Origin of the sequence: Bradyrhizobium sp. 1 (genome assembly GCF_023073315.1) — a bacterium.
In the GTDB taxonomy this organism is placed as follows: Bacteria; Pseudomonadota; Alphaproteobacteria; order Rhizobiales; family Xanthobacteraceae; genus Bradyrhizobium.
Window position 1 is genome coordinate 475,161 of sequence record NZ_JADPJH010000010.1, and the last position, 26,838, is coordinate 501,998.

Annotated in this window: 30 protein-coding genes; 18 read left to right on the forward strand and 12 right to left on the reverse strand. The window is 65.0% G+C overall.

Annotation, left to right across the window (positions count from 1 at the left end; all coding sequences use genetic code 11):
* Both groEL and IVB29_RS04905 read right to left on the reverse strand, forming a co-directional pair.
* On the reverse strand, positions 1-1,053 hold a 1,053-nt coding region (groEL, locus tag IVB29_RS04900; protein WP_247502248.1), incomplete at its 3' end, for a chaperonin GroEL.
* A 117-nt stretch (positions 1,054-1,170) separates the two neighbouring features.
* Positions 1,171-1,467: a co-chaperone GroES gene (locus IVB29_RS04905; protein WP_092029438.1), complete on the reverse strand. Its 297-nt coding sequence runs from the start codon at positions 1,465-1,467 to the stop codon at positions 1,171-1,173.
* A gap of 331 nt (positions 1,468-1,798) precedes the next feature.
* On the opposite strand from IVB29_RS04905, the gene IVB29_RS04910 reads away from it, so the two are divergent.
* Positions 1,799-2,320, forward strand: a complete 522-nt coding sequence (locus IVB29_RS04910; protein WP_247502249.1) for a hypothetical protein — start codon at positions 1,799-1,801, stop codon at positions 2,318-2,320.
* A 201-nt stretch (positions 2,321-2,521) separates the two neighbouring features.
* Here the strand turns inward: IVB29_RS04910 and IVB29_RS04915 are convergent, their stop codons facing one another.
* Entirely contained in the window at positions 2,522-3,307 is a 786-nt protein-coding gene (locus IVB29_RS04915; protein WP_247502250.1) for a protein phosphatase CheZ, read from the reverse strand.
* Between the two features lie 311 nt (positions 3,308-3,618).
* On the opposite strand from IVB29_RS04915, the gene IVB29_RS04920 reads away from it, so the two are divergent.
* A complete protein-coding gene (locus IVB29_RS04920) occupies positions 3,619-4,416 on the forward strand; it encodes a L,D-transpeptidase (RefSeq protein ID WP_247502251.1) in 798 nt (265 codons plus the stop codon).
* A gap of 72 nt (positions 4,417-4,488) precedes the next feature.
* On the opposite strand, the gene IVB29_RS04925 is transcribed toward IVB29_RS04920, so the two are convergent.
* From IVB29_RS04925 to IVB29_RS04945, 5 genes are all read right to left on the reverse strand, one after another.
* The gene (locus tag IVB29_RS04925; protein ID WP_247502252.1) at positions 4,489-5,319 is read right to left on the reverse strand and encodes a DUF2076 domain-containing protein; all 831 of its coding nucleotides are present in this window, start codon (positions 5,317-5,319) and stop codon (positions 4,489-4,491) included.
* 124 nt (positions 5,320-5,443) lie between these two features.
* A complete protein-coding gene (locus IVB29_RS04930; RefSeq protein ID WP_247502253.1) occupies positions 5,444-6,289 on the reverse strand; it encodes a ChbG/HpnK family deacetylase in 846 nt (281 codons plus the stop codon).
* A complete protein-coding gene (locus IVB29_RS04935) occupies positions 6,286-7,332 on the reverse strand; it encodes a glycosyltransferase family 2 protein (protein WP_247502254.1) in 1,047 nt (348 codons plus the stop codon). The genes IVB29_RS04930 and IVB29_RS04935 overlap by 4 nt, the downstream gene beginning before the upstream one ends.
* A 112-nt stretch (positions 7,333-7,444) precedes the next feature.
* Positions 7,445-8,422, reverse strand: coding sequence for an ATP phosphoribosyltransferase (gene hisG, locus IVB29_RS04940; RefSeq protein ID WP_247502255.1), 978 nt, complete (start codon positions 8,420-8,422; stop codon positions 7,445-7,447).
* 3 nt (positions 8,423-8,425) lie between these two features.
* Positions 8,426-9,577: an ATP phosphoribosyltransferase regulatory subunit gene (locus IVB29_RS04945; RefSeq protein ID WP_247502256.1), complete on the reverse strand. Its 1,152-nt coding sequence runs from the start codon at positions 9,575-9,577 to the stop codon at positions 8,426-8,428.
* A gap of 706 nt (positions 9,578-10,283) precedes the next feature.
* Here IVB29_RS04945 and IVB29_RS04950 point away from each other — a divergent pair.
* Complete coding sequence (locus IVB29_RS04950; RefSeq protein ID WP_247502257.1) at positions 10,284-10,871, forward strand: hypothetical protein; 588 nt, start codon at positions 10,284-10,286, stop codon at positions 10,869-10,871.
* A complete protein-coding gene (locus IVB29_RS04955) occupies positions 10,872-11,813 on the forward strand; it encodes a helix-turn-helix domain-containing protein (RefSeq protein ID WP_247502258.1) in 942 nt (313 codons plus the stop codon).
* A 123-nt stretch (positions 11,814-11,936) separates the two neighbouring features.
* Here IVB29_RS04955 and IVB29_RS04960 read toward each other — a convergent pair whose 3' ends face one another.
* Positions 11,937-12,698 carry a 16S rRNA (uracil(1498)-N(3))-methyltransferase gene (locus IVB29_RS04960; RefSeq protein WP_247502259.1) on the reverse strand — a complete coding sequence of 254 codons (762 nt, stop codon included), beginning with the start codon at positions 12,696-12,698 and terminating at the stop codon, positions 11,937-11,939.
* A gap of 210 nt (positions 12,699-12,908) precedes the next feature.
* Between IVB29_RS04960 and IVB29_RS04965 the strand changes: the two genes are divergently transcribed.
* Together IVB29_RS04965 and ubiA are read left to right on the forward strand one after the other, a co-directional pair.
* Positions 12,909-13,568, forward strand: a complete 660-nt coding sequence (locus IVB29_RS04965; protein WP_247502260.1) for a hypothetical protein — start codon at positions 12,909-12,911, stop codon at positions 13,566-13,568.
* The gene (gene ubiA, locus IVB29_RS04970) at positions 13,565-14,500 is read left to right on the forward strand and encodes a 4-hydroxybenzoate octaprenyltransferase (protein ID WP_247502261.1); all 936 of its coding nucleotides are present in this window, start codon (positions 13,565-13,567) and stop codon (positions 14,498-14,500) included. The genes IVB29_RS04965 and ubiA overlap by 4 nt, the downstream gene beginning before the upstream one ends.
* Before the next feature lie 105 nt (positions 14,501-14,605).
* Here the strand turns inward: ubiA and IVB29_RS04975 are convergent, their stop codons facing one another.
* A complete protein-coding gene (locus IVB29_RS04975) occupies positions 14,606-15,124 on the reverse strand; it encodes a DUF6101 family protein (protein ID WP_247502262.1) in 519 nt (172 codons plus the stop codon).
* Positions 15,125-15,388: 264 nt separating this feature from the next.
* On the opposite strand from IVB29_RS04975, the gene IVB29_RS04980 reads away from it, so the two are divergent.
* The 7 genes from IVB29_RS04980 (at position 15,389) to IVB29_RS05010 (ending at position 21,385) form a co-directional block, all read left to right on the forward strand.
* Positions 15,389-16,780, forward strand: coding sequence for a TldD/PmbA family protein (locus IVB29_RS04980; protein ID WP_247502263.1), 1,392 nt, complete (start codon positions 15,389-15,391; stop codon positions 16,778-16,780).
* Positions 16,767-17,582 (forward strand): 3'(2'),5'-bisphosphate nucleotidase CysQ, encoded by an 816-nt coding sequence (locus IVB29_RS04985; protein ID WP_247502264.1) that lies wholly within the window; start codon positions 16,767-16,769, stop codon positions 17,580-17,582. Before IVB29_RS04980 ends, IVB29_RS04985 begins: the two co-directional genes overlap by 14 nt.
* Positions 17,583-17,642: 60 nt before the next feature.
* On the forward strand, positions 17,643-17,885 hold the full coding sequence (locus tag IVB29_RS04990; RefSeq protein WP_247502265.1) for a DUF4170 domain-containing protein: 243 nt from the start codon (positions 17,643-17,645) through the stop codon (positions 17,883-17,885).
* Positions 17,882-18,595 carry a lysophospholipid acyltransferase family protein gene (locus tag IVB29_RS04995; protein ID WP_247502266.1) on the forward strand — a complete coding sequence of 238 codons (714 nt, stop codon included), beginning with the start codon at positions 17,882-17,884 and terminating at the stop codon, positions 18,593-18,595. The genes IVB29_RS04990 and IVB29_RS04995 overlap by 4 nt, the downstream gene beginning before the upstream one ends.
* Entirely contained in the window at positions 18,558-19,892 is a 1,335-nt protein-coding gene (locus tag IVB29_RS05000; protein ID WP_247502267.1) for a 3-deoxy-D-manno-octulosonic acid transferase, read from the forward strand. The genes IVB29_RS04995 and IVB29_RS05000 overlap by 38 nt, the downstream gene beginning before the upstream one ends.
* Positions 19,885-20,901, forward strand: coding sequence for a tetraacyldisaccharide 4'-kinase (lpxK, locus tag IVB29_RS05005; protein WP_247502268.1), 1,017 nt, complete (start codon positions 19,885-19,887; stop codon positions 20,899-20,901). Before IVB29_RS05000 ends, lpxK begins: the two co-directional genes overlap by 8 nt.
* A 181-nt stretch (positions 20,902-21,082) precedes the next feature.
* Positions 21,083-21,385 (forward strand): hypothetical protein, encoded by a 303-nt coding sequence (locus tag IVB29_RS05010; protein ID WP_247502269.1) that lies wholly within the window; start codon positions 21,083-21,085, stop codon positions 21,383-21,385.
* A gap of 16 nt (positions 21,386-21,401) precedes the next feature.
* Here the strand turns inward: IVB29_RS05010 and IVB29_RS05015 are convergent, their stop codons facing one another.
* Positions 21,402-21,629 carry a DUF2093 domain-containing protein gene (locus tag IVB29_RS05015; protein ID WP_247502270.1) on the reverse strand — a complete coding sequence of 76 codons (228 nt, stop codon included), beginning with the start codon at positions 21,627-21,629 and terminating at the stop codon, positions 21,402-21,404.
* 176 nt (positions 21,630-21,805) lie between these two features.
* Between IVB29_RS05015 and IVB29_RS05020 the strand changes: the two genes are divergently transcribed.
* Entirely contained in the window at positions 21,806-22,636 is an 831-nt protein-coding gene (locus tag IVB29_RS05020) for a dienelactone hydrolase family protein (protein WP_247502271.1), read from the forward strand.
* Positions 22,637-22,839: 203 nt separating this feature from the next.
* Positions 22,840-22,989, forward strand: coding sequence for a hypothetical protein (locus IVB29_RS05025; protein WP_247502272.1), 150 nt, complete (start codon positions 22,840-22,842; stop codon positions 22,987-22,989).
* Positions 22,990-23,048: 59 nt separating this feature from the next.
* Here IVB29_RS05025 and xseA read toward each other — a convergent pair whose 3' ends face one another.
* Positions 23,049-24,671, reverse strand: coding sequence for an exodeoxyribonuclease VII large subunit (xseA, locus tag IVB29_RS05030; RefSeq protein WP_247502273.1), 1,623 nt, complete (start codon positions 24,669-24,671; stop codon positions 23,049-23,051).
* A 138-nt stretch (positions 24,672-24,809) separates the two neighbouring features.
* On the opposite strand from xseA, the gene IVB29_RS05035 reads away from it, so the two are divergent.
* The 3 genes from IVB29_RS05035 to IVB29_RS05045 are packed head-to-tail and all read left to right on the forward strand — an operon-like array spanning position 24,810 to position 26,670.
* The gene (locus IVB29_RS05035) at positions 24,810-25,820 is read left to right on the forward strand and encodes an alpha/beta fold hydrolase (RefSeq protein WP_247502274.1); all 1,011 of its coding nucleotides are present in this window, start codon (positions 24,810-24,812) and stop codon (positions 25,818-25,820) included.
* Positions 25,817-26,368: a hypothetical protein gene (locus IVB29_RS05040; protein ID WP_247502275.1), complete on the forward strand. Its 552-nt coding sequence runs from the start codon at positions 25,817-25,819 to the stop codon at positions 26,366-26,368. The genes IVB29_RS05035 and IVB29_RS05040 overlap by 4 nt, the downstream gene beginning before the upstream one ends.
* A gap of 2 nt (positions 26,369-26,370) precedes the next feature.
* Positions 26,371-26,670 (forward strand): transcriptional regulator, encoded by a 300-nt coding sequence (locus IVB29_RS05045; protein WP_247502276.1) that lies wholly within the window; start codon positions 26,371-26,373, stop codon positions 26,668-26,670.
* Positions 26,671-26,838: the final 168 nt, after the last annotated feature.

A 26,838-nucleotide genomic window follows, 5' to 3' on the forward strand; every position in this document is an offset into this window, starting at 1 on the left:
GGCCTTGATCTGGCCGACGCGGGACTCGATCTCCGGCTTTTTGCCGGCGCCCTTGACGATCGTGGTGTTCTCCTTGTCGATCACGACCTTGCCGGCGCGTCCGAGCATCTTCACCGTGACGTTCTCGAGCTTCATGCCGAGGTCTTCGGAGATCAGCTGGCCGCCGGTGAGGATCGCGAGGTCCTCCAGCATGGCCTTGCGGCGATCGCCGAAGCCCGGCGCCTTGACGGCGGCGACCTTGAGGCCGCCACGGAGGCGGTTGACGACCAGGGTGGCCAGCGCCTCGCCCTCGACGTCCTCGGCGATGATGACGAGCGGCTTGCCCGACTGCACCACGGCTTCCAGCACCGGCAGCATGGCCTGCAGGCCGGAGAGCTTCTTCTCGTGCAGGAGGATGTAGGCGTCCTCGAGCTCGGCGGTCATTTTCTCGGGGTTGGTGACGAAGTAGGGCGACAGATAGCCGCGGTCGAACTTCATGCCCTCGACGATCTCGACCTCGGTCTCCATCGACTTGTTTTCCTCGACGGTGATGACACCCTCGTTGCCGACCTTCTGCATCGCCTGCGCGATCATCTTGCCGATGGCGGCGTCGCCATTGGACGAGATGGTGCCGACCTGGGCGACCTCGGAGGAGGCGGCGACCGGCTTGGCGCGCTTCTGGATGTCCTTGATGACGGCGGCAACCGCGGTGTCGATGCCGCGCTTGAGGTCCATCGGGTTCATGCCGGCGGCTACCGACTTGGCGCCTTCGCGCACGATGGCCTGGGCCAGCACGGTCGCGGTGGTGGTGCCGTCGCCGGCGAGGTCGTTGGTCTTGGAGGCGACCTCACGCAGCATCTGGGCGCCCATGTTCTCGAACTTGTCTTCGAGCTCGATCTCCTTGGCGACGGTGACGCCGTCCTTGGTGATGCGGGGCGCGCCGAACGACTTTTCGATGAGGACGTTGCGGCCCTTCGGGCCGAGCGTCACCTTGACGGCGTTGGCGAGAATGTCGACGCCGCGCAGCATGCGATCGCGCGCGTCTCCGGAAAACTTGACGTCTTTGGCAGTCATATCTGCAATTCCCCTGTGTTTCGTGATGTGTCTTGTTTGGTGATCTGCGGCGGAATGATCGATGCCCGGATCGGTCGATCCGGGCATGACATTCAGCGGCCGTTCAGGCGAATGGCCTTAGGCCAGAACGCCCATAATGTCCGACTCCTTCATGATCAGGAGATCCTCATTGTCGATCTTGACCTCGGTGCCCGACCATTTGCCGAACAGCACGACGTCGCCGACCTTGAGGTCGATCGGGGTCAGCTTGCCGGCCTCGTCACGCCCGCCGGGGCCGACGGCGACAACCTCGCCCTGGGACGGCTTTTCCTTGGCGCTGTCCGGAATGATGATGCCGCCCTTGGTCTTTTCCTCGGCGTCGATACGTTTGACCACGACACGGTCATGCAGCGGACGAAATTTGGATTTAGCCATGACGTTTCCCTTTGGAGGCTCGCTTCGGATGTAGCGGAAAGTGGGTGGGGCGGCGCTTCCGTCCGCCCTCTTCCCGAGGATCGAACGGCGCGCTTAGCAATCGGGCTTTCCGAGTGCTAATAGTGCGCCCGGAAATATGGCTTGGCCGCGATCCTGTCAAGCAAAGGTGGTTAAGCGATTGGTGAGGCGGATATAGGATTGTGTCTACAGAAACTTATTGGTCGCGCTGGCGTATAAAGGACGTCATTGCTCCGACAGCGGTTTTGCGCTTGGCTGCAGGAGGGATGTGGTCGAGATCTTGTTTGGGGGGCGGTTTGCTCGGGGGAATGTCATGATCAGTTCAGCTCACGCACGCAGGGTTGCCAATCTGGCGGCCGCATCTTGCCTGGCGCTGCTGCTTGGCGCCTGCGGCGGCGGCATGAGCCTGCCGTCGTTCTCGTCGTCTTCGCCGCCGCCCGAGGCCGAGCCCGGCACCGGCCCGGAAATGCCGGCGAGCATCCGCGCCGACGAGATCGTCGGCCGCTGGGGCCTCGCCTCGTTCCAGAACCCGGCCGACCGCGCCCGCACCGAGGCTGCGGCGAGGGCGCAGTGCAAGAACCCCTATGTGATCACCGCCGGCTCCTCCGGCGGCGTGGTCATGCATCTCGCCGACCAGGCGACGCCTCAGGAGCTGCGGCTGAAGGGCTCGCCGAGCGGCAAGAACTATATCGGGCCGGCCGGTCCGACCCCGGGCGAGCAAGACCGCGAGATCGTCTCCTTCGACGGCCGGGTCATGATCACCCGCTTCATCGACAAGGACGCCGCCACCCGCTATGGCAACATGGTCTACGTCCGCTGCGCGCCGCGGGCGTAGTCTCGCTCCTTCGTCATGCCCCGCCTAGTGCGCAATTGCGCACGGCGGGGGGGCATCCAGTAGGCCGCGGCCACTCGATTATCGCTATCGACTCGGAATACTGGATCGCCGGTCAAGCCGGACGATGACAAGGGGATGCTCCAAAAACAAAAAAACGCCGGCTTGCGCCGGCGTTTTGTTTTTCCGTAGGTCCGCGTCTGCTTAATCGAACAGCGCGTCGATGTCGTCCTGCGAGGCGTGGCCGACGTCGCCATTAAGCTTCGGACCGTTGAGCAGTTTATCGTCCTCGCTGCGGGTGTCGACCTGCGGCTGGACGTGGGACTTGATCGCGTCGACGCCGCCCCAGATATCCATCATCGCATTGATGTGCTGCTCGATGAACTTCATCGTGGTCATGACCTTGCTGATGCGCTGGCCGGTCAGGTCCTGGAAGTTGCAGGCTTCGAAGATCGAGATGACGCGTTCCTGGATGTCGTCGGCGAGACGCTTCTGCTGGTCGGCCGAATCGACCTTGGCGAGTGCCGATGCCGACTGGTCGATCGACTCGGCGGCTTCCAGGATCTGCTGGGTCGCCTGCTCGGTGCCGCCGACGACCGCGCCGAGCTCGCCATTGACCTTGGCCATCTCCGCGCCGTCAAAGCTCTTGCCGTGCAGCGTGGCGATTTCGCGCTTGGTGCGGTCGATGGCGTCGTGGATCAGGTCGAGCTCGATCTTCAGCTTCTCGCACTGTTCGATCTGAGCCCGGTAGGTATCAAGCATGGTGCGAGCTTCGGAGAGCTCGTGAGCCGTGGAGGCGTCGATCGCCGCCATGGCCGCGCTCCCGGACAACGGCACGGGCGCGATGCCCTTCGCCATCTGGGCGCGGATCGCACGCAGCTCCGCCATGATCTCGCTATGCATAGGCGCAGCCTCCTCAATCATTTCGGGGCTGGGCATCTCGCCGACAATAGCCTCTTCGACACGAAAACGTTTGCGGTGAATCGCCATCAGGAACTCCCCCCACCTCACTCACGCGTCTTTTTAGGCAGAAGCGATTTAACACGAAGTTCACAGCAGGAACTGTCGTGCGGCCGCGCGCGACGACGTGAAAACCGCTGATTAACCATGGCTGCGCGGCGTTCATCGAAAATAAACGCTGATCGCCAAATTGCGGCTCGCTCGCGACGTGGTGAATCAAAACGCCCGATACGTTTACCAAACGAAACGGCTTTTGCTTTTTATTGACCACGTCGAGGGCGCGGATCAGTCATCGCGTTCGACGGCGAATGCAACTAGACGAAACAGTACAGAGTACGTCGATGTTCAAAAAGATGTCTGTCGCGCTGCTTGGCAGCGCTTGCACCTTCATTGCCGGCGCCAACAGCGCCCGCGCCTTCGACAATACGGTGCCGAACGATCCGCCCGCGGTGCTTTACCAGCCGCAGGTGCCGCCGGCGCCGGTGCGCGTCGCCTCGAGTTCGGGCATGGGCGGCGGCTTCATCGAGTTCCTGTTCAGCGATGGGCCCGGCCGCGGTCCGGCCTATGCTCCGCAGCAGCCCATGTATCAGCAGCAGCCCGGCTATTACGACCAGCGCCGCCTGCCGCCGATGGGCGACCCGCAGATGCAGGGGGCGGTTCAGCAGGAAGCGGTCGACCCGCGACAGCGTCAGTTCGATCCGAGATTCGAGAAACAATCTGTTGACTATAGCGGCAAGGAAAGTGCCGGCACCCTGGTGGTCGATACGCCGAACAAGTTCCTCTATCTCGTCGAGGGCAATGGCAAGGCGATGCGCTACGGCATCGGCGTCGGACGTCCCGGCTTCACCTGGTCCGGCGTGAAGTCGATCACGGCCAAGCGTGAATGGCCGGCTTGGACGCCACCCGCGGAAATGATCGCGCGCCGGCCCGATCTGCCCCGGCACATGGAGGGCGGTCCGGAAAATCCGCTCGGCGCCCGTGCGATGTATCTCGGCTCGACGCTCTACCGCATCCACGGCTCCAACGAGCCCTGGACCATCGGCACCAACGTCTCCTCCGGCTGCATCCGCATGCGCAACGAGGACGTCATCGACCTCTACGGCCGCGTCAATGTCGGCACCAAGGTCGTGGTGATGTGAGCATCTGACGCCCGACATGAAAACGGCCGCCTCCCGGGCGGCCGCTTTTGTTTGGTGCGCTGTCGAGCAGCCTTACGCGTAATCGCTGCCGCCATCGTCGCCGCCGCCGAAATCGCTGTCATCATCGGCGAGGTCTACATTGCCGTTGTCGTAGTTCTGATTGTCGTCATTCTGATTGTTGTCGTTGTCCCGGTCATTCGAGGCCTGGTCGAACATGCCTTGGCGGGACTCGTGGTTCGAGCCGATGTCGTTGAGGCCGGCATCGCGCGCGAGCGAGCCGCCGGACTGGTCGCTGCCGCCCCAGGGACTGCGATCGCCCAGCGCGTTGGTGTCGCCGAAGGCCTGCTGGTGCGAGCCGCCCATCATGCCGCGGATGCTCGAGAGCAGCAGCGAGCCGCCGACGACGCCGGCCGCGGCAGCCGCCGCCGTGCCGAGGAACGAGCCGCCGCCACCGCCGACCGGGGGAGCACCATAGCCCGGAGGCTGACCCGGGCCTTGACCGTAAGCCTGTCCATAAGGGGGCGGCGCGCCGTAACCGGGCTGCGATTGCTGCATCGCCTGACCGGTGTTCCAGACCGGCCGCGCGTCACGCGGCGGCACGTTCGGAACCGAGCCGCGCGAAGGGCCTCCGCCGAACAGCGTGTCGCGCATGGTATCGAGGAAACCGCCGGACTGCGCCGGCTCCGGCGCCTGTCCCGCTTCCAGCTCCTGGATGCGGTTATGGGCGCGCTTCAGGGCTTCGTCCTGCAACAGCACGGTCTGCACCAGCGCATAGACGGCGCCGGGCGCCTTGCGCAGCCCGTCGGAGATCGCGGCGATCGCGTCGGGATCGCGCGGTGCGTTTTCCAGTTTCGAAAGCCGGTCGAAAAGCTCGTCGACGAGTTGGCGTTCCTGCGGCGTCATGGTCTGTCTCCCTCGCGCGAAACAAGCGCCACCGGGATGTAGGGTTCCATTGTGGCCCCAACAGTGCCGGCCGGATTAAATTTCGGTATGCGACAAGCTGCCTCGTGACCGCTTTTCGCCAGTTTCATCCCAATGTCACGTTGCTGGCCGCGAGCAGCTGCGGGAACGCCTCGCTTCCGAGATAGGCATGCTCGCGTTCGCGGACATCCGTCATCGGGTCGAGGCCGGTGAGGACCTCGTCGACGAAGCCGGGATGGCACATCACGAGGCCGCCGTCGGGGAGGCCCTCCAGGAATTGCCGCATCAATCCACCGAAATCGGCCGCGCGCGTAAAATCATAGGCGCCGGCAAAGCCTGGATTGAAGCCGAGGCCGGCGCTGCCGGCACGGCGGCGGAATTGTGCGCTGAGGATATCCAGCACCATGGCTTTCGGTGAGGCCAGCCGTTGCGCCAGCGGCAGGTCGCGGCCGCCCTGGCGCACCCAGGCCTTTGGCGCGACTTCGCTGACCGCATCGACAAAGCCGTCGCGGACCTGTGGAAACAGCTGCACATGCTGGTGGCCGTCGACGAAGTCAGGCGCGCGCCCGAACGCTTTCACGAAGGCCGCCAGCTGCGCCTTCACCTCGTTACGAAAGAATTCGCGGTCGAGCCGGCGCATCAGGCCTGCGCGCAGCAGCTTTGGAAAGGCCAAGAACATGTCGCCGTCGAGCGGACGGAAATGCATGGTGAGCGGCCGGAACGGCGCCGACAGCGTCACATGCAATCCAATCGCGCAGCGTGGGCTTGTCTTCGCCGAGGCTTGAAGCGCCTCGACCTCGCTGCGCTCGATCGCAGGTCCCACCATCATGACCGAAGTGGCGTTGAGACGGCCGCGTTCGATCAGGTCGCGGATGGCGCGGTTGACGCCCGGGCTGATGCCATAATCGTCGGCGCAGAGCCAGATCTGCCGCAGCGTCGCGGCGGCGCTCATTCGGCCGCCGTCCTGCTCGCAGCGTCGTCGGCAGTCTCGGTCTCGAAATGCTTTTCGCTGTGCTCGGCGACGAAGTAGATCGGGCGCGCCTTCAGTTCGGAGAGGATCTTGCCGATATATTCGCCGACGATACCGATCATGATGAGCTGCACGCCGCCGATCGTCATCAGGCCGATCACGAGCGAGGGATAGCCGGGCACCTGCTTGCCGGTGGTCAAGACCTCCCAGAGGATCGAGAGGCCGAACAGGAAGGCGCCGCCTGCCAGGATCACGCCGAGCAGGCTGGCAAAGCGCAGCGGCGCCACCGAGAACGAGGTCACCCCTTCGATCGAAAGACCAAGCAGACGCGCGGCGCTGAAGGTCGTCACACCGTGGGTGCGCGGCGCGGGCTCGTAATCGACGCGAATCTGGCGGAAACCGATCCAGCTTGCGAGACCCTTGAAGAAGCGGTTGCGCTCCGGCAATTGCCGAAGCGCTGCGACCGCGCGCGGCGACAGCAGGCGGAAGTCACCGGCGTCTTCGGGGATCTTCTGGCGCGCCCCCCAATTGATCAGCGCGTAGAAGCCGTGCACGGCGACGCGCCGCAGGAACGGTTCGTTGTCGCGATGCGCCTTGGCGGTATAGACGACGTCGTAGCCGTCCTCGATCCAGTGCCGCACCAGCTGCTCGACCAGATCAGGCGGATGCTGGCCGTCGCCGTCCATGAACATGACGGCGCCGAGGCGGGCATGGTCGAGCCCGGCCATCAGCGCCGCTTCCTTGCCGAAATTGCGCGACAGCGACACCACCTGGACGTCGACCGCGTCAGCCGGCAGGCTGCGCGCGATCGACAGCGTCGCGTCCGTGCTGCCGTCGTCGACATAGACGATCTCGCAAGCGAGGCGATAGCGCTGCCGCAAGGTCTTTGCGAGATCGCAGATGCGCTGGTGCAGGCCGTCGAGCCCCGCCGCCTCGTTATAGACGGGGACGACAATCGACAGTCCCTTCGCGGCGGCGCTCGCCGCGGTGGCTGTCATGCCGGAAACGTCAGAGCCCAGCGTCATCGATCAAGGTTCCAGAGGCGATCAGGTTTTCTTGCAAGGTCATCTCAACAGCATATGGTAGCTGCCGTTTGCTGTCGCTACGCTGAACGGACCTGCTCAACAAACTTTGGGCTCACTGCCGCAGGAACGCCTCGAGCCTGGCGAACAGCGGGTTCTCCCGGTCGAATACGTAGTCGAGCGAAACCACCGAGACGGTCTCGGCGCCATGCTCGCGCAGGAAGCTCGCCAGCGCATAAAGCTGCCCCGGCGGGCAGTGCAGGGTGAGCATGCCCGACGAGGTCGGCCCGCCGAACGGGGCCTCGACGCCGAACCGCTCATGGGCCTCGCCGAGCAGGGCTTCGTCGCACTGCCGGAAGCGGGTGCGGACCTCGCGGTATTTGTTGGCCCGGGCGCGCGCTGCGATGTGATCGAGGATGACGCGCGCGGTCTCGCGTGCCTGCGGCGACCAGTCGGCATCCTTCGAGGCCACCAGATTGGCCTGGCTGCGCAGGATCACGCCGTCGTCGAGCACCCGCAGGCCGTTGGCGGCGAGCGTCGCACCCGTGGTGGTGATGTCGACGATCAGCTCGGCGCTGCCGGCCGCGGGCGCACCTTCGGTCGCGCCCGTGCTTTCGACGATGCGGTAATCGGTGATGCCCTGGCTCTGGAAGAAGGCGCGGGTCAGGTTGATGAACTTGGTCGCGACCCGCATCCGCATGTGGTGCTGCTCGCGGAAGCCGGTGGTGACGTCATCGAGGTCGGCCATGGTGCGGACGTCGATCCACGCCTGCGGCACTGCAACGACCACGTCGGCATAGCCGAAGCCGAGCCCTTCGATCAGCGACACGCGCGTGTCGGCATCCGCGATGTTCTCGCGCACCAGATCTTCGCCGGTGACGCCGAGATGCGCGAGGCCGCGCGACAGTTGCGAGGCGATCTCGCTGGCCGAGAGATAGGCGACCTCGACATTGTCGAGGCCTGCGAGCGTGCCGCGATAGTCGCGGACGCCGCCGGCTTTCGACAGCTTCAGCCCGGCGCGGGCGAAGAAGGCTTCGGTGTTTTCCTGCAGGCGGCCCTTGGAGGGAACGGCCAGAACGAACGGCGCGCTCATGGCTTAAGCTCCCACCTTGCGGCCAATTTTAGTCAGCGCATCCACCCAGACCGAGAAGCCGACCGCGGGGATCGGCTCGACCGAGCCGAGCTGGGTCATCAGCCCGTCATAGCGTCCGCCGGCGACCAGCGGCTCGGCGCCGTTGCCGCGGTGATGCAGCTCAAATTCGAAGCCGGTGTAATAATCCAGGCCACGCCCGAACGCGGTCGAAAAGCGCGTCGCTTTCACGTCGATGCCGCGCGCGGCCATGAAGCCGACCCGGCTCTCGAACTGGTCGATGGCAGCCGCGAGATCGAGCTTTGCGTCATTGGTGAGCGCGCGCAGCTCGGCGATGGCGTCGTCGGGATTGCCTGCGATCGACAGGAAGCGCTTGAGCACGGCGATCGCCTCGCGTGGCAGGGCGCCGCCCTTCAGTGTCGACTGCTCGAGGAAGCGGTCGGCGATCTCGGCCGTGGTGCGGCCGCCGACATTGGTGGTCCCCGCGATCGACATCAGATCGGTGACGAAGGCGAGCGCCGCCTTGCGGTCGGAGCCGGCGAGCGCAGCCAGCACGCCCTCGTACTCGCTGCGGGTCGCGGTGGTCGCAGCCGCCAGCTTTTCCAGATCCTGCTCCAGGCTGATCTTGCGGTTGAAATCCTTGACCAGACGGCGGCGCCACACCGGATAAAGGTTGAGCGCATCGAGCAGCGCGTTGAACAGCGCGACGTCGCCGGTGCGGATCTCGACATCGCGGACGCCGAAGGCCGCCGTCGCCTCCAGCGCCAGCGCCAGCATCTCGGCATCGGCCGCGGCGCGGTCCTGGCGGGCGAACGATTCGATGCCGGCCTGCAAAAACTCGCTCGCTTGGCCGCTGCGGTAGCGGAACACCGGGCCCAAATAGCTGAACCCCGCCGGCTGGCCAGCGCGGCCCGAGGCCAGATAATCGCGCGCGACCGGAATGGTCAGATCGGGGCGCAGGCACAGCTCTTCGCCGGAAAGATCCGTCGTCAGATAGAGGCTCTTGCGAATGTCCTCACCGGAGAGGTCGAGGAACGGCTCGGCCGGCTGCAGTATCGCGGGCTCGGCTCTGACATAGCCGGCCTGCGCGAACGACAACAGCAGCGTATCCGCCCAGGCGGCGGAGCCGGCAGCATTTGAGGTGGCAGTCGCGGTCATCTCAGGGGTCCATCGGCCCGGTAGAGCCGGGCAGGGCAAGGAAGCGAATTGGCGCAGCCCTTAGCATGGCCCGAAAGCCGTTTCGACCTCCAAAGGATCAATCGCTTAACGGCTTTGAACGTGGGAAGCGCCGACCTGGTCGTAAGCATTTAAGGTAATTTAATACCCTAAGAGGCGCACTCAGCACACAACCCAGACAGATCGAGGCATGATCGGAGGAGGTGCTTCGCTTTTATTCAGTCGGCCAGGGACGTCTCCGGGCGCTTTACCAGGTGACGCATCGGTTGGGATGAAGGCGAGCTCCGCGGTATCGGACGCAGCCTCATCCACGAGTTGCTCGGCCAGTTCGAGAATTCTCTGCCTTCCCGGGTCGGGTATGCCGAGAAATGCTCTGATGAGCTCCAGCTCCTCGCGTCGCCGCGCGTCCGATACAACGTTGCCGTCCATGACCATGGCGTCCTGCGCGATGGACGGCTGCAAGGAGCTGGCATCTTTGAAGCGGCTAGATACGGTCGTCGCGGATGAAAGTTTCAGCGGCCGATCGCGATTTGTTTGACGCGCGCACCTCAACGCACCGCAACAACAGGTCCCACGTCACGATGAGAAATTGAGGACGATAGGCAAGTCGTCGCATACTCATTTTGGGTATGGCGGATAATCCGTTGGCTGCTGCCTTCGTCTACACTGTGAATGTTGGTTTCGATTCATGCGCAATGATTCAGATGTTACCCGGACGGTTTCGCGACATACGCTGGCCTATATGCTGTTCTCGATCAGCGAGATGTTCCGGCACTACGACGAATTCGACCCGCTGGACCTTCTGATCGTTCATGCGATTCTCAACGCGAACGTCATCAATGTGATGAACGATCCGTCGCTGGACGAGCAATTCTCCAGCATTCATGCGGTCGAACCGGATGTCATCAAGCAGGGGGTGTCCCGGGCAGCACTCTCTCGCTTTCTCAGCCTGCCGCTCGAGACAGTTCGCCGTCGCGTGGCGGGACTCAAGCGGCGAAAGATTCTCGCCGAGACCAAGGCCGGGCTCATCGTGACCGAGCAGAACTTATTCAGGTTTGGAAACAACCACGAACTTCAGAAGACGAACATGCTGCTGCTGACAAAGCTCCTTCGCGACCTCAAACGCTCCGGCATCAACGGGCCGGATGATCTGCGAGCGCCCAAGGATGCTTCCAAGGAAACTTCCAAGGAAACTCCCAAGGAAATTCCCAAGGGCGCTGCAACGCCGCGAAAGCCAAGTAAGCGGCACAACGTCAGGAAAGGGCTGGACTGCTGAATGTCATTCCAACGTCTCAAGTCGTCGTCAGCCCTCGAACTCCAGTCGTATGACGCCGATCATTTCGACGAGAGCGAGAGATATGCCGGCGCATCCAGCATGCCGTTGTCCGCCGGGACGACTGCGATCATGCGCGCACGGCTCAGTCTGCCGACCATGACCCTGTCCCTGCTGAAAACCTTCCCGCGGATCATTCGCGGCTATCAGCTGACGAATGCCGCCGCGGTGGTCGTACCGATGGATCACGTGACCTCTTCCCGTATCAACGGGCAATCCATCGGCAGCTCCATCGTCATTCTCACCGGCGCATCCGATTGCCTGGTGTACGAGCCGGTGGGTCGTCTGATGGCCGTTGTCTATTTCAGCCCACCCAAACGCGAACCCTGGGCTCAGCTGAGTGATGGCTATCATTTGCTGAACCCGGCAGCTGACGCGCTCGTCTCCCTGTGCGGCTTGATCTCAACGACGCTTGAAACGGCCGCGAATGACCCGGGCTTCCTGAACGCGCCGGCTTCGCGAGGGCTCGTTGAACAAGCCCTGCTTGGCAGAATGGATGCCGCGCTTCGCAGCAGCGTGAAGAGCGGACCTGTTCCGACCGCGACGGATGGCTATCGGCGTATCGTTCTGGACATGGAAAAACTGATCCGGCGCGATCTGATGATCTGGCACAAGACGACAGAACTGGCGGAGCAGACGGGAGTGTCGGTTCGGACTCTCCAGAGTGCGACGCAGGCGATCTGCGGCATGAGCCCGCATCGCTATAGCCGGATCTTGCGCCTTTGGTCGGTGCGCAAGCAGCTGCGCATCGGCCCGGCGGCGCGCAGTGTGAAGTCCTGCGCGATTTCGCATGGCTTCTGGCATCTCAGCGAGTTCGCGGCGAGTTACAGGGCGGCCTTCGCAGAGCTCCCGTCCGAGACCCTGCACCGCTCGCGAGGGGAATAGGTTAGGGCCTGATGGGGATGAGGCTCTGCTTGAGTCTCAACGAAGGTGCGCTCCCTCTCCCGCCTGCGGGGAGGTGCACCGAGTTCGCGGCGGCTCTAGCGATTAAACTGGAGCCATTCGGCATCAGCCGCCCCAATCGCCCAGCACGGCCTGGACCAGCGCCAGCGCCGCGACCGCGGCCGTATCGGCGCGCATGATCCGCGGGCCCAGGGCCAGCCGCAGGATTTTCGGCTGCCGCAGCAGCAGCGCCCGCTCTTCCTCGGCAAAGCCGCCTTCGGGGCCGATCAGCACGTCGATACCAATTCCGCCCTGGTCATGCCCGGCCTCCCGGGCGTCTTGCAGGCTTTGAATAGGGTTTTGGACCTCTGCCGCCTCATCGCAGAAGACGAGCAGGCGGCCCGCGGCGCGCTGGCTGAGGTACCGATCCAGCGGCACCGGCTCGGCCACAGCGGCAATGCTCAGAATGCCGCATTGCTCGGCCGCCTCGACGACATTGGCGCGCATCCGCTCGGTGTTGACCCGGGAAGTCTGGGTGAACCGGGTCACGACCGGCTGGAGCGTGGCGGCGCCCATCTCGATGGCCTTCTGGACCATGTAATCGAGCCGGGCGTGCTTGAGTGGGGCGAAGACATAAGCGAGATCGGCCAGCCGGTCCTGGGGCCGGGTCTGCTGGAGGACGACGAGGCCATCCGGCCGCTTGCGGCCCTCGATGGCGGCCTGCCACTCCCCGTCGCGGCCGTTGAACGCCAAAACCTCGGCCCCGGCGGCAAGCCGCAGCACATTGCCGAGATAATTGCTCTGGTCACGGTCGAGCGGGATCCTGGCGTCCTGGGCCAGGGGTGCATCGATAAACAGGCGGGGGGCGCGAAAATCGTGGGAGGGCATCGTCCAAAGGTCCAATTTGCGGCCGTTCTTAACCCAAACCGGTACTTTTGGGGGTAAATATCACCGAATTGGTGCGTCTCCGCGCCGCGCTCTTGCCCCATTCGACGGGTTGTTAAGCGCCGGCGGGAATCGTAAAATCGTGAACACGCTGGTTGCGCTTCAATTGGGAAGACGCCGAACCCGTAAGCTCCTGCCGGAGAGACTATCTTGATGATCCGTCATTTGATGGTTCCGATCGCCGCCGCCATGGTCACCATGGGTGCCGCAGGCGCCTATGCCCAGGGTTTCCCTGCGCCGCTGCCGGGCCAGACCGCGCCCAGTTCGGCGTTCCCGCCCGTGAACGGCTCGGCGCCGACCGCCTCGGTCGGCACGGCGCCGCAGGGGTCCTTTCCCGTGAATGGCGCCGCGCCCATGGGCGGCGCTGGCGCTTTCAGTGCGGCTCCGCCGACGCAAGCCGGTCCCGGCGAGGACTGCATGAAGGCATTCGTGCCGCTGCGCGAAGAGGCCGAAAAACGCGGCAAGATGATCAAGGCCGCGAGCGATCGTCACGCGACGCCGGACGAAGCCTGCAAGCTGTTCAAGAATTACAGCCAGGCCGAATTCAAGATGATGAAATACGTCCAGGCCAATTCCGCCAAATGCGGAATTCCGCCACAGGTCGGCGACCAACTGCAGGCCAGCCACAAGAACACCGAGGCGACGCAGGCCAAGGTCTGCAACGTTGCGCTGCAGATGCAGCAGCAGCCGCGCGGTCCCGCCGGTCCGTCGCTGAGCGAGGTGCTGGGTTCGGGCTCGGCGCCTGAGGCCAATGCCGGCAAGAAGGGCGGCAGCACCTTCGACACGCTCAACGGCAACGTCCTCACTCGATGAGCGGCACATCCGCCCGCGTTGCCGATTCCACCGGCAACTGGGTCGATACGCTTGCGCCGCAATGGGCGCGGCCCTACCTGCGATTGTCGCGCTTCGATCGTCCGATCGGTTCCTGGCTTCTGTTGATGCCGTGCTGGTGGTCGGCGGCGCTTGCCGCCGGCATTGCGCACGACGTCCGCGGCCTGCCGCTCACCATCGTCCTGTTCTTCATCGGCGCCTTCGCGATGCGCGGGGCAGGCTGCGCCTGGAACGACATCACCGACCGCGACCTCGACGCCAAGGTCGAGCGCACCCGCTCGCGGCCGCTGCCCGCGGGGCAAATCACCATGACGCAGGCTCTGACCTTCCTGGTCGCGCTGGCGCTGGTCGGCCTCGTCGTGCTGCTCCAGTTCAACCGCTTTGCTGTCGCGACCGGCGTCGCCTCGCTCGTGGTCGTCGCCATCTATCCCTTCATGAAGCGCGTCACCTGGTGGCCGCAGGTCTTCCTCGGCCTCGCCTTTTCATGGGGCGCGCTGATGGGCTTTGCGGTCACCTTCGGCCGTATCGACGTCACGGCGCTGGTGCTCTATGCCGGGTCGATCGCCTGGGTGATCGGCTATGACACCATCTACGCGCATCAGGACGCCGAGGACGACGCGCTGATCGGCGTCAAGTCCACCGCGCGCCTGTTCGGCGCGCATACGCACCAGGCGCTGGTCCTGTTCTATGGCTTGGCGGTGATGCTGATCGGCGTTGCGCTGGCGTCAAGCGATGTGCGCTGGCCGGCCTGGCTCGGGCTCATGGCCTTCGGTGTGCATCTGGCCTCGCAGATCGTGCGCTTGAAGATCGACGATCCGGAATTGTGCAAGCGCCTGTTCTATTCGAACAAATATGCGGGGGCGCTGCTGTTTACGGGATTGCTGGCGGACGCGGCGATGCGGGCGGCGTCGTAGGTCTCGTAGGGTGGGCAAAGGCGCACTTGCGCCGTGCCCACCACCTCTCAATGATGGATAGAAGACGTGGGCACGCTTCGCTTTGCCCACCCTACGGCATCTCGCCTAGTTCCGCGCGATGATCTCGCGTTCGTCGCGATGAACCGACCGCTCGCGCGCGACACCGGCGCGGCGGCGCATCAGAAATTTCGGACGGCGGTCGCGGATCGCGTTGCAGCGGCGACGGCGGGCTGCGGGCTTACGCGCACCTTCGTCGAGCTGCGGAAGCGCGAACAGCTCGCTCCAGATCGCCCAGGCCTCGGCGAGTTCGTCGCCATCGGCGCTGATCAGCAGCGGAACGGAGAGTGAGGGATCGCGGTGCACGAGCACGAGGGTCTGCGCCTCGTCATTGCCGCGCAGCGCGACGCCGGTGAAGTCGCTGACGCGGACGTTGATCGCCATCTGCATGCCGCGGACGGCACGACGCAGCACGACGCGTTCGCGATGAAGCTCGATCTGCCTTGTGTATCCGTCGGCGCGCGGATCATGCGCATCGAAGCGGACCGGAAGGGAAAGGGGGTCGAGCCGCAGGGAGCGGCTCGACCCGGCGGGGTTGGCCCCGCATGTTGCTGTTTGACGCCTCACGGCTTTAGTTCTCCCCGCCAGGATTATGTTCCCGGTCGATGCGAGGACCTTAGCGCGGCAGTTTCGGAAACCGCTTAAAAAGGCTGGTTAACCCAGCGTCACCGGCGGTCATGATTGACAAGACCTTGGCACGCATGATTGACGAGACGTTGCGCAGGTCTCGCGAATCTGAGCTTTTGACGGGCTGAAAATGCTTGAAGTCCGCTCCATCAGGGCACATCTGTGGGTTCCGGTCCCGAACCTCGCCCCAACAGGATTTCGTTTGTGAACCCTTCACCAAGCTCGACGCTTTCGCCAAAAGCCAATCGCGACCTGTTCGATCAATCCGCGCTGTCCGATCTCGCACAGCGGCTGGTGGAGGCGGCAAAGCGCGCCGGCGCTGATGCGGCCGATGCGGTCGCGGTGCGCGGCGTCTCGCAAGGCGTCGAGGTGCGCGACGGCCGCGTCGAGGAATCCGAGCGCTCCGAGGGCGACGATGTCGGCCTGCGCGTGCTGGTCGGCCGGCGCCAGGCGGTGGTCTCCACCAATGACGCGAGCGGCGATGCCGTGACCAAGCTTGCGGAGCGTGCGGTCGCGATGGCACGCGTGGCACCCGACGACAAATACGTTGGGCTGGCCGATCCCGCGCTGCTCGCGCGCGACTTCCCCGATCTCGATCTGCTCGATCCGAATATTCCCGCGACTTCAGAGCTCGAGCGCAGCGCGCTCGAGGCCGAAGCTGCGGCACTCAGCGTGAAGGGCGTGACCAAATCCGGCGGTGCCTCGGCCTCCGCCGGGATGGGCGGCATGGTGCTGGTTACCAGCACCGGCTTCCACGGCTCTTATCTGCGCTCGAGCCAGGGCATCTCGGCGACCGCGATCGTTGGCGAAGGCACCGGCATGGAGCGCGACTACGACTTCACCTCGGCGCCGCATGGCGCTGATTTGCTGTCGCCGGAGGTCGTCGGCCGTTCTGCCGGCGAGCGCACCGTGGCGCGCGCCAATCCGCGCAAGGTCGAGACCTGCAAGGTGCCGGTGGTGTTCGATCCGCGCGTTGCGGGCTCGCTGGTCGGCCATGTCGTCGGCGCCATCAACGGCGCCTCGATCGCGCGCAAGACCAGCTTCCTCAAGGACAAGCTCGGCCAGCAGCTGTTTTCGAAAAACATCCGCATCATCGACGATCCCCTGCGCAAGCGCGGCCTGCGCTCGCAGACGTTTGACGCCGAGGGCGTCGCCGTGAAGAAGACCGCGCTGATCGACGAGGGCGTGCTGACGACCTGGCTGCTCGATTGCGCCACCGCGCGCGAGCTTGGCCTTGCCACCACGGGCCACGCCCATCGCGGCGTATCGTCCTCACCCTCGCCGGGGCCGTATAATCTGCATCTCGAACCGGGCACGCCGACGCCGGCCGAGCTGATCGCCGACATCAAGCAGGGTTTCTACGTCACCGATTTGATCGGCTCGGGCGTCAACGGGGTGACGGGCGATTACAGCCGCGGCGCCTCCGGCTTCTGGATCGAAAACGGCGAGCTCACCTATGCCGTCAGCGAAGTCACCATTGCGGGCCATTTGTTCGAGATCTTCAAGTCGATGCAGCCGGCGAACAATCTCGAATTCCGCTACGGCGTCAATGCGCCGACGGTACGCATCGAGGGTTTGACGCTTGGCGGACGTTGACGCACACTCCCTCGAAACCATTTTGACGCGTGATGCGGCGCTGCTGAGAGACACGGTGCGGGAGGCAGGCAGCCTCGCGCAATCGATGTTCCGCACCGAGCTGAAGAAGTGGACCAAGGGCGCGTCCTCGCCGGTGTCCGAAGCCGACATCGCCGTCAACGATTTGCTCGAAGCGCGCCTGCGCGCTGCCACGCCCGAATATGGCTGGCTGTCCGAGGAAAGCGCCGATGACGCCACGCGGCTGTCGCGGCGGCTGACCTGGATCGTCGATCCCATCGACGGCACCCGCAACTATCTCAACGGTCATGACGAATGGTGTGTCAGCGTCGCGCTGGTCGAGGATGCCGCGCCGGTGCTGGGTGCGGTGTTCGCGCCTGTTACCAACGAGTTCTTCTTCGCGGCCCGCGGACGGGGCACGACGCTGAACGGCAAGGCGGTGCGGGCGGCGCCCGGCTCCGCGCTCGACTTTTCCCGTATCGCCGGCCCGAAGCCGATGGTCGAGCGGCTCAATACCTTGGGCGGCGATATCAAGCTGCACCCGCGAATCGGCTCGCTCGCGCTCCGGATCTGCCGGGTTGCCGACAGCGTGCTGGATGCGGCTTTTGCGGGGGGCAACAGCCATGATTGGGACCTTGCGGCGGCCGATTTGATCGTGCAGGAAGCGGATGGTAGGATGAGTGACCTCTCCGGAGATCCCATCCTCTATAACCGCCGGGAAGTGACGCACGGGGTGCTGGTGGCAGCGGGGCGCGATCGTCATGCGGGCATTGTCGCGCATTTTCGAAACCGTCCCTTGGCCTGAGCGCCTTTGTCGTGCTTCTCGAACACTGCTTTGCCGGGCAGCCCTTTAGGAACAGAAACCATGCCAGATAGTGCCCCGCAGCAACTGCTTCATCTCGTGATTGGTGGCGAGCTGCTCGATCTCGAGCACAACACCTTCAAGAACCTGGACGATGTCGAGGTCGTCGGCCTCTATCCGAACTATGCGACCGCCCACACCGCCTGGCGGGCGAAGGCGCAGAGCACGGTCGACAATGCGCAGATGCGCTATTTCATCGTCCATCTCCACCGTCTGCTCGACCCGAATCAAGAACCGGCGCGTTGAAAAAACTGCTTCGCAATACGCTACGAAGCAGCTTCGTTCAGCGTGCCGTCGGGGTCCTGGCGGCCGAATATCTGCGCTTGGTCTGGCGGACCAACAAATTCACCTTCGATCCGCCCGAGGTCTATGACATCGTCGAGCCGCAGATCCCCGCGATCTTCGCCTTCTGGCACGGCCAGCACTTCCTCACCCCCTTCATCAGGAACAAGGAGTCCTACAAGGCCAGGGTCCTGATCTCGCGGCACCGCGACGGCGAGTTCAACGCGATTGCCGCCGAGCGGCTTGGCATCGGCACCATCAGGGGGTCCGGCGACCATGGCGGCGCCTTTCACCGCAAAGGCGGGGTCGGCGCCTTCAAGGAAATGGTGCGGACGCTCCAGGACGGTTGTAATGTCGCGCTGACCGCCGATGTCCCCAAGCGCTCGCGCGTGGCAGGCCTCGGCATCATCATGCTGGCACGGGAATCGGGGCGACCGATCATGCCTTTCGCGATGGCGACCAGCCGCTTCATCCGGCTCAAGAACTGGGATCGCACCACCATCAATTTGCCGTTCGGGCGGGGCGCACTGGTGGGCATCAAGGAAATCAGCGTGCCGCCGGATGCCGACGCTGCCATGATGGAAACGCTGCGGCAGGAGCTGGAAGACACGTTGAACGAAGCGACCCGCCGCGCCTATGCGCAGCTCGGCCGCCCGGGACCTCAGGATGACTAACTCGCTGCCCATGACGCTGCGGATGTATCAGCGGCTGGCGAGCGGCCTGCTGCCGCTGGCGCCTGTGCTGATCAAGCGGCGGCTGAAGCAGGGCAAGGAAGATCCCGAACGCGTCGGCGAACGGCGGGGCCTTAGCCGGGACGTACGGCCGCACGGCCCGCTGGTCTGGATCCACGGCGCCAGCGTCGGCGAGGTGCTGGCGGCCGCCGCGCTGATCGAGCGGCTGCGCGATCTGAACCTGCGCATCCTGCTCACGTCGGGCACCGTCACCTCGGCGGCCGTCGTTGCAAAGCGCTTTCCGCCCGACGTGATCCATCAATACGTGCCGTATGATTCCCCGCGCTACGTCGCGCGCTTCCTCGACCATTGGAAGCCGTCGCTGGCGCTGTTCATCGAATCCGATCTGTGGCCGAACCTGATCCTGGCGGGCGCGGCGCGGCGCGTGCCGATGGTGCTGATCAACGGACGGATGTCGCCGCGTTCGTTCCCGCGCTGGCGGCGCATGTACGGCACTATCTCGGCGCTGCTGTCGCGGTTCGATATTTGTCTGGCGCAGTCGAAGACGGACGCGGAGCGCTATTCCGCACTCGGCGGCCGCGACGTCGTCACCACGGGCAATCTCAAGCTCGACGTGCCGGCGCCGCCGGCGGACCCCGCAAAACTCGAGCGGCTGATGGCGATGACGCGCGGCCGTCCGATCATCGTCGCGGCTTCGACCCATCCGGGCGAGGACGAGATGCTGGTCGCGGCGCATCGCAGCCTCGTCGGTTTCTTCCCGCAACTCCTGACCGTGATCGTGCCGCGGCATCCGGATCGCGGCTCGCAGATGTCGGGCATGATCACGGCGTCCGGCCTGAAACCCGCCTTGCGCTCGCGCGAAGAACTGCCGACGGCTGCGACCGACGTCTATATCGCCGACACCATGGGCGAGCTCGGCCTGTTCTACCGCCTCTCGCCGATCGTGTTCATGGGCGGATCGCTGATCCACCATGGCGGCCAGAATCCGATCGAGGCGATCAAGCTCGGCGCCGCCATCGTCCATGGTCCGCACGTGTTCAATTTCGCCGATGTCTACGAGGCGCTCGATGCGAGCGGCGGCGCGCGCCAGGCCGACACGCAGGAAATTCTGGTCAAGCAACTCGGCCAGCTGCTGGCCGATCCCGCTATGCGCGACAAGATGCAGCGCGCAGGTCGCGGCGTGGTCGAGGATCTCGGCGGCGCGCTCAATCGCACCATGGCCGCGCTCGAGCCCTATCTGCTGCAACTGCGGATCGAGATGGGAGCCGCCAATGCGTGAGCCGGCCTTTTGGTACCGGCCACGTTCTCCGAAGGCGCATCTCCTCAGTCCGCTGGGCGCGCTCTACGGCGCGATCACTGCGCGGCGGATGGCGCTGCCGGGTTTCGACGCCGGCATCCCCGTGATTTGCGTCGGCAATTACCATGTCGGCGGCGCCGGCAAGACGCCGACGGTGCTGGCGCTGACCAAGCTCCTGCGCGAGCTCGGCGAGATGCCTGTCGTGCTCAGCCGCGGCTATGGCGGACGCCTCGAGGGCCCGGTCATGGTCGACCGGGAGCGCCACACCGCGTCCGACGTCGGCGATGAGCCGCTGATGATGGTGCGCGACGTTCCCGTCGCGGTCGCGCGCGACCGCCTCGAAGGCGTCGCGCTCGCCAAATCACAGGGCGCCACAGTGATCCTGATGGATGACGGTTTCCAGAACCCGCGGCTGCGCAAGGATGCCTCGCTGATCGTGATCGACAGCGAGCGCGGCCTCGGCAACGGCAAGGTGTTCCCGGCAGGCCCCCTGCGCGCGCCGTTGAAGGCACAGCTCGCGCGCACCGACGCGCTGGTGCTGATCGGCAACGGGCACGCCGCGGACGGTGTTGCCGCCGAGCTTGCCAAGCGCAACAAGCCGGAGCTGCGCGCGCGGTTGAAGCCGGATGCGGCCTCGCTCGCGCCGCTGTTCGGCAAACGGGTTTTCGCCTTCGCCGGCATCGGCGATCCCGAGCGCTTCTTCCGCACCCTGCGCATGGGCGGTATCGAGGTCGCGCGCACGCGTCCCTTCGCCGATCATCACATGTTCTCGCGCGACGAGATCGCCGCGATGGCAGCGGAAGCACAGCGCGAGCAGCTCACGCTGGTGACCACGGAAAAGGATTTTTCACGCCTGCGCGGCCGTGATGATGTGCCCGACGGCATCGTGCCGTTCGCCGTTCAGCTCGAGTTCGACGATCCGGCAAAGCTCAAGCAGCTGATCAGCGATCAGCTCTACAAGGCGCGCGAGCGGCGATTTTCCAGGCGCTGATCTCGTAGGGTGGGTTAGCGAAGCGTACCCACCAACTTCGTCCCGCATTCGCTGAGGCATGGTGGGTTACGCCAGCGGACTGCGCTTCGCGCAGCCGCGAGCTAACCCACCCTACGCAGTTCGTTATTCAGGCGACGTTCATCGCAAGTTCCTATCGTTTTCAGGCGATCAGGAGAATGCGATGAAATTGCCCTCTGCGGCCGTGGCCGCCAGCCTTGTGTGTCTGATTGTTGCGCCCGTGCTTGCACAAACGACGCCGTCCGCTGCGCCCACCACAGTGCCGGTTCCTGCGACCAAGCGGGTGACGTGTCTTGCCAGCACGGCAAGCCTGAAGGGACAGGACAAGCGCGACCAGATGCAGCTCTGCATGGCGCAGGCGCGGGTCGATTGCCTGAAGCAGGCGATCGATCAGAAGATCGTGGGCGAACCCCGGAAGAACTTCATCAAGACCTGCGTGGGCGGCGATGGTCCCGAGCAGCAATAGCAGCGCGGGCGCAGCCTTATTGCTGCGGCTTCGGCGCGCCGGGATAGTGCCGCTGCAGTACGGCGGCGGGTGTGGCGTAGGCCTCCTGCAGGTCCACGCTCCAGTACTTCAATTCGTCGAGCGGAATCCGCGTGTCGGTGATGGCGCAGCGAACAAAAGTCCCCGGCGAGATCACGCGGAAATCGCCGTCGAGATATTGCACCTGCGCTTCGCCATGGCCGGAAGAGCCGAACTTGTTCAGCACGGTCGAAAGTCTCCGTGGAAGGCCGCATCCGTCAAGACGCCGGAGGGCACGATGTGTTGGACGGGATGTAGCATAGATAGGGTGGCTTGTCCGCCCGGTAAACCCACCGGTTTGTGATGTTTTGGCGCCGTTTCCGCGTGATAGTGCTCAGCCTGGGAATTTTGTGGCAGAGACCGATGCGCCTTCGATTGACCGCCCTGTTCCTGGTGCTGCTGATGTCCGCCGCGCGCGCCGCGCCGGAGACGGCGGCGCATCAGGTCGAGATTCCGCTCGCCTCCGGAATCCTGCATGCGCAGCTGTTCAAGCCCGAGGGCGAGGGACCGTTCCCGACCGTGATCGCGCTGCATGGCTGCGGCGGACTCGGCGGCCATGCCGATCCCGTGCTGCCGCGCTATCGCGACTGGACCGAGCGGCTGCTCAAGTCCGGCAATGCCGTGCTGTTGCCTGACAGCTACGGCTCGCGCGAGCTCGGGCCGCAATGCCGCGTCAAGGAGATGCACATCAAGGCGCGGCGCGAGCGCGTCGCCGACATCGCGGCCTCGCGCGCCTGGCTGATGAAGCAGAATTGGGTCGCCCGCGACCGTGTCAGCCTGATCGGCTGGGCCAACGGCGCCAGCGCGCTGCTCTGGGCGGTGCGCCCGCAGAGCGCGGCGCGTGATCAGGGTCCGGATTTCCGCGCCGCGATCGCGTTCTATCCGGATTGCCGGATCTCCGCCGGACTTGGCTGGAGCGCGCGGGTGCCGACGCTGGTGCTGATCGGCGCCAATGACGACGTGTCGTCGCCGCCGGCCTGCCGCCAGATGGTGGACGGCGCCCACGGCCGCAGCGCGCTCGCGCGTATTGTCGTCTATCCCGGCGCCTATCACGATTTCGACCGCGCCAACACACCACTGCACGCAGCTAGCGGCAGCAGCGATGCCGCCGCGCCCGAGCACGGCCATCTCGGCACCGATGCGGTCGCGCGCGCGAACTCGCAGAAGGAAGTCGCGGAGTGGCTGGCCCGGTAGCTCGGATGCGCGGGCTCGCCACGCCGTAGCTCGTGAGAAGCGAAGGCGGGGCCGCCCGAGGAACAACAGCGGACAGCCCCGCATCGACCACCGCCCTGCACGGCTGTGATGGCCGACCGGAAAACTACGAATCGCGGCTTGATGTGGTTTCAACATGCGGCGTCGCCATCATTCGACCACGATGTCGATTAAACGCATCTCTCATGCGCAACCGCTTCGTCCTGTTCTCCTCCGCCTTCATCGTCTTCACCGTCGCGGTCTTCCTGTTCGAAGCCCACGCCGGCGCCCCCATGGTCGCGCCGGACCATTGCGGCTTCTGGACCACGATCGACGCGGGATTGTCCTGCCGGTAGGGCATGCTGCCTCCACACCGCTCGCAATGACGAGTTCGTGGAAGCACCTTCCCTCGCGCCTAAAACAAATTGCCCTGATCCACCGGCTTGCCCACGCGCTTCGGCGCGGGCTTGGCGTCGTGTGCTGCGGGCTTCGGCTGCGCCGCCGCACGCTTTGCCGCGGGCACCGGGCGATCCGCATCCGCCGTCGCACCGACACGCCCATCCGCAAACTCGATCTCGACCCGTGCGCCGGGCCCGACGCTATCTGCCGAATGCAGCGGATGTCCGGCTTCATCCCGCACCAGCGCAAAGCCGCGCGCGAGCACGCCGCGATAGGATAGTGCCGAAAGCAGCTTGCCGCTGTTTTCGACGCGGGCATCGAACCGGTGCAACAGCGTCGCCAGCGCGCGATTGGCGCGCTCGGCCAGACGCTGCGTGCGCTCGTGCTGGCGGGCAATCGCATTGCGCTGCGCCTGCGCATTCGAAAGCTTTGAAGCACGCAAGCGAACCTCGAGCCCGGCAAAACGGTCGCGCCGCCGCCGCAGCAGCGAGCGCGCGGACAGGCCGAGCCGCTCGCCGCAAACGGTGAGCCGGTGATCGGCCTGCGAGATCTGGCCGTGCAGCACCCGCAGCGTCAGCTTTGCGCTCGCCGCGGTAAACCTGCGGAAATGCGCATGCGTGTTGGCCCTGAGGCAGCGCGGCAGCGACGCGCCCGCCGAATCCAGCCGCTGCCGCGGAATCGCGAGCAGATCGCCGGCCGCCGGCAGGGCACGCGCCGCGGCGCGCAGCTCGCTGCGGCGGCTTTCATGAGCGCGCCGCCAATAGGCGTGGGTGCGCCGTCCGAGATCGGCGACCTCGACAAAGAGATCGCTGCGCACCGGCACGGCCATTTCGGCCGCCGCGGTCGGCGTCGGCGCACGCTTGTCGGCGACGAAATCGATCAGCGTGATGTCGGTCTCGTGGCCCACCGCCGAGATCAGCGGGATCATGCTTTCGGCCGCGGCGCGTACCACGATCTCCTCGTTGAACGACCAGAGGTCCTCCAGCGAGCCGCCGCCGCGCGCGACGATCAGCACGTCGGGCCGCGGAATCCTGCCGCCCGGGGCAATCGCATTGAAGCCGCGGATCGCGGCCGCGACCTGTTCGGCGGAGCCTTCGCCCTGCACTTTCACCGGCCACACCAGCACATGGCGGGGGAAGCGATCCTCCAGCCGGTGCAGGATGTCGCGGATCACGGCGCCGGTCGGCGAGGTCACCACGCCGATCACCTCGGGCAGCCAGGGCAGCAGCTGCTTGCGCGCCTCGTCGAACAGGCCTTCGGCGGCGAGCTTCTTCTTGCGCTCCTCCATCAGCGCCATCAGCGCGCCGATGCCGGCCGGCTCCAGCGCCTCGATCACGATCTGGTACTTCGAGGAGCCCGGATAGGTCGTGAGCTTGCCGGTGGCGATGACCTCGAGCCCTTCCTGGGGCTTGAAGCGCATGCGGCCGTGCACGCCCTTCCAGATCACCGCCTCGATCTTGGCGCTCTCGTCCTTGAGCGCGAAATAGCAATGGCCGGAGGAATGGGCGCCGCGAAATCCGGAGATTTCGCCGCGGACCCGGACATGGCCATAGGTGTCCTCCACCGTCCGCTTCAGGGACTGCGAGAGCTCGGAGACGGTGAATTCGGGGGCGTTGTTCAGTTGTTCCGCAGGCGGCATCGCAAACGATTCGGCATGTTGGGGTCAGACCCGCTGTTTAAGGATTTTCGCCGTCCGGCGCTATCTAGGGGATTGATTGGGAGAGTACTCTGTATTATAGAGTTCTCTATTGATGATCGATTCAACGGAGTTTGCGCCATGACGATGCGATTGCTGCGAGGGGTGCTGAGCTTGCTGAAATGGGGTCTGTGCGGTGTCGGCGCCGTGGCCCTCCTGTTGACCGCGATGATCGCAGCGCCGCTGGAGCGGCCGCCCGAGATGCGCTCCGTCTCGGACTCCGCCAAGGGGATCGACTGGTCCACTTTGCCCCCGCTGGAGCGCTTCCAGGCCCGCGACGGCACCTGGATCGGCTTCCGCCACTATGCCCCGAACGGCTCCACGACTGGCCGCGGCGCGATCTTCATCCATGGCTCCTCCGGCTCCAGCGGCGCCGTCAATCACGCGCTGACCCACGCGATCGCCTCGCGCGGGGTCGAGACCTGGGCGCTCGACATGCGCGGCCATGGCGGCTCCGGTACGCATGGCGATATCGGTTACGTCGGCCAGCTCGAGGACGACCTCGTCGATTTCGTCGCCGAGGTGCGCAAGACCGCGCCGGACCTGCCGCTCACCTTGATCGGCCATTCCGCCGGCGCCGGCTTCTCGCTGCGCGTCGCCGCGACACCGATCATGCAGGACATGTTCGTGCGCACCGTGCTGGTCGCGCCCTATCTCGGCTATGACGCGCCGACCAACCGGCCGCATTCCGGCGGCTGGGCCAATGCCGACGTGCCGCGCGTCCTGGGGCTCGCCGCACTCCGCAAGCTCGGCATCGACTGCTGCTCGCAGTTGCCCGTGCTGGCCTTCGCGGTCAGGCCGAACTTCGAGAAGATCCTCGTCTCCACCTATTCCGATCGCCTGATGCGCAATTTCGCGACGCGCGGCTATCGCCTCGATCTGCCTGCGGTGACACACCCGATGACGATCTTCGGCGGCGCCGAGGACGAGATGATGATCTCGGACAAATATGCCGAGGCCGTGCAGGCGATCAGGCCGTCGGTCGATGTCAAGGTCATCGACGGCATCAACCACATGGGCATGGTCACCAACCCGAAGGCGGTCTCGGTCATCGCCGAGGACGTGGCAACGCGCGGGGCAGGGCAGTCATGATCGACAGCAAGCAAGCCACGGACGCGCTGGCTGACATCGACGATACCGTTCGCCGTCTGCGGCAGTCGCTAATCTACCGGTTCACCAGCACCATCATGTTGATGTGGGGTGTTCTCGTCTTCGCCGGCAACATCTCGGGCTGGTTCTGGCCTCGCTATGGGCTGTATTTCTGGATCGCGGTTTACGTCCTCGCGACCGCGGGCCTCTTCGCGATCAGCGCCCGCAATTATGCGCAATCCCGCATTCGCACCTTCGACCGCCGTTACATACTGTCGTTCCTGTTCATCATCGCCTTCGGCATCTTCTGCTGTGTGCTCGGCCAATTCACGGGACGCCAGCAGTCGACGTTCTGGCCGGTCTACATCATGCTGTTCTACATGCTGGCAGGCGTGTGGTTCGGCACCGCCTTCATCGTGATCGGCGCCGCGATCATCGCGCTGACGCTGATCGGATATGTCTACATTCCGGGAATGCCGTTCCTGCTGTGGATGGCGGTCGTCAATGGCGGCGGCCTGTTCGTGGGTGGCCTCTGGATGCGGCGGAGCTAGCCATGGCCGAGCTCGACGACATCATCCACCAGCCGCTGCGGCTGAAGATCATGGCCGCGCTGAACGCGCTGCCTGTATCCGCCGGCCTGGAGTTCTCACGGCTGAAAAAGCTCACCGGCGCCACCGACGGCAATCTCGGCGCGCATATCGAGACCCTGGCCAAGGCCGGCTACGTCCAGGTGGACAAGGCCTTCGTCGGCAAGAAGCCGCAGACCACGGTCACCGCGACCGCAACTGGCCGCGGCGCCTTCGCAAGGCATGTTGCGACGTTACAGGAGATCATTGCGGGGAAGCAGGTCTGATATCGTCGTCAGATCGCGGCGCCGATTGCTGTGCCCTCTCCCCTTGTGGGAGAGGGCATCTCCGCTAGCAGACACAGGCTCACTCGGGTGAGGGGTCTGTCTCCGCAAGCATTTTTGCCCGTGGATGGAGACCCCTCATCCGGCGCTTCGCGCCACCTTCTCCCACAA

Excerpts from the sequence above, each read along its gene's own strand:
- IVB29_RS04905 (WP_092029438.1), bottom strand. The coding sequence starts at position 1,467 with ATGGCTAAATCCAAATTTCGTCCGCTGCATGACCGTGTCGTGGTCAAA.
- IVB29_RS04910 (WP_247502249.1), top strand. The coding sequence starts at position 1,799 with ATGATCAGTTCAGCTCACGCACGCAGGGTTGCCAATCTGGCGGCCGCA.
- IVB29_RS04915 (WP_247502250.1), bottom strand. The coding sequence starts at position 3,307 with ATGGCGATTCACCGCAAACGTTTTCGTGTCGAAGAGGCTATTGTCGGC.
- IVB29_RS04920 (WP_247502251.1), top strand. The coding sequence starts at position 3,619 with ATGTTCAAAAAGATGTCTGTCGCGCTGCTTGGCAGCGCTTGCACCTTC.
- IVB29_RS04925 (WP_247502252.1), bottom strand. The coding sequence starts at position 5,319 with ATGACGCCGCAGGAACGCCAACTCGTCGACGAGCTTTTCGACCGGCTT.
- IVB29_RS04930 (WP_247502253.1), bottom strand. The coding sequence starts at position 6,289 with ATGAGCGCCGCCGCGACGCTGCGGCAGATCTGGCTCTGCGCCGACGAT.
- IVB29_RS04935 (WP_247502254.1), bottom strand. The coding sequence starts at position 7,332 with ATGACGCTGGGCTCTGACGTTTCCGGCATGACAGCCACCGCGGCGAGC.
- hisG (WP_247502255.1), bottom strand. The coding sequence starts at position 8,422 with ATGAGCGCGCCGTTCGTTCTGGCCGTTCCCTCCAAGGGCCGCCTGCAG.
- IVB29_RS04945 (WP_247502256.1), bottom strand. The coding sequence starts at position 9,577 with ATGACCGCGACTGCCACCTCAAATGCTGCCGGCTCCGCCGCCTGGGCG.
- IVB29_RS04950 (WP_247502257.1), top strand. The coding sequence starts at position 10,284 with ATGCGCAATGATTCAGATGTTACCCGGACGGTTTCGCGACATACGCTG.
- IVB29_RS04955 (WP_247502258.1), top strand. The coding sequence starts at position 10,872 with ATGTCATTCCAACGTCTCAAGTCGTCGTCAGCCCTCGAACTCCAGTCG.
- IVB29_RS04960 (WP_247502259.1), bottom strand. The coding sequence starts at position 12,698 with ATGCCCTCCCACGATTTTCGCGCCCCCCGCCTGTTTATCGATGCACCC.
- IVB29_RS04965 (WP_247502260.1), top strand. The coding sequence starts at position 12,909 with ATGATCCGTCATTTGATGGTTCCGATCGCCGCCGCCATGGTCACCATG.
- ubiA (WP_247502261.1), top strand. The coding sequence starts at position 13,565 with ATGAGCGGCACATCCGCCCGCGTTGCCGATTCCACCGGCAACTGGGTC.
- IVB29_RS04990 (WP_247502265.1), top strand. The coding sequence starts at position 17,643 with ATGCCAGATAGTGCCCCGCAGCAACTGCTTCATCTCGTGATTGGTGGC.
- IVB29_RS05000 (WP_247502267.1), top strand. The coding sequence starts at position 18,558 with ATGCGCAGCTCGGCCGCCCGGGACCTCAGGATGACTAACTCGCTGCCC.
- lpxK (WP_247502268.1), top strand. The coding sequence starts at position 19,885 with ATGCGTGAGCCGGCCTTTTGGTACCGGCCACGTTCTCCGAAGGCGCAT.
- IVB29_RS05010 (WP_247502269.1), top strand. The coding sequence starts at position 21,083 with ATGAAATTGCCCTCTGCGGCCGTGGCCGCCAGCCTTGTGTGTCTGATT.
- IVB29_RS05020 (WP_247502271.1), top strand. The coding sequence starts at position 21,806 with ATGCGCCTTCGATTGACCGCCCTGTTCCTGGTGCTGCTGATGTCCGCC.
- IVB29_RS05025 (WP_247502272.1), top strand. The coding sequence starts at position 22,840 with ATGCGCAACCGCTTCGTCCTGTTCTCCTCCGCCTTCATCGTCTTCACC.
- xseA (WP_247502273.1), bottom strand. The coding sequence starts at position 24,671 with ATGCCGCCTGCGGAACAACTGAACAACGCCCCCGAATTCACCGTCTCC.
- IVB29_RS05035 (WP_247502274.1), top strand. The coding sequence starts at position 24,810 with ATGACGATGCGATTGCTGCGAGGGGTGCTGAGCTTGCTGAAATGGGGT.
- IVB29_RS05040 (WP_247502275.1), top strand. The coding sequence starts at position 25,817 with ATGATCGACAGCAAGCAAGCCACGGACGCGCTGGCTGACATCGACGAT.
- IVB29_RS05045 (WP_247502276.1), top strand. The coding sequence starts at position 26,371 with ATGGCCGAGCTCGACGACATCATCCACCAGCCGCTGCGGCTGAAGATC.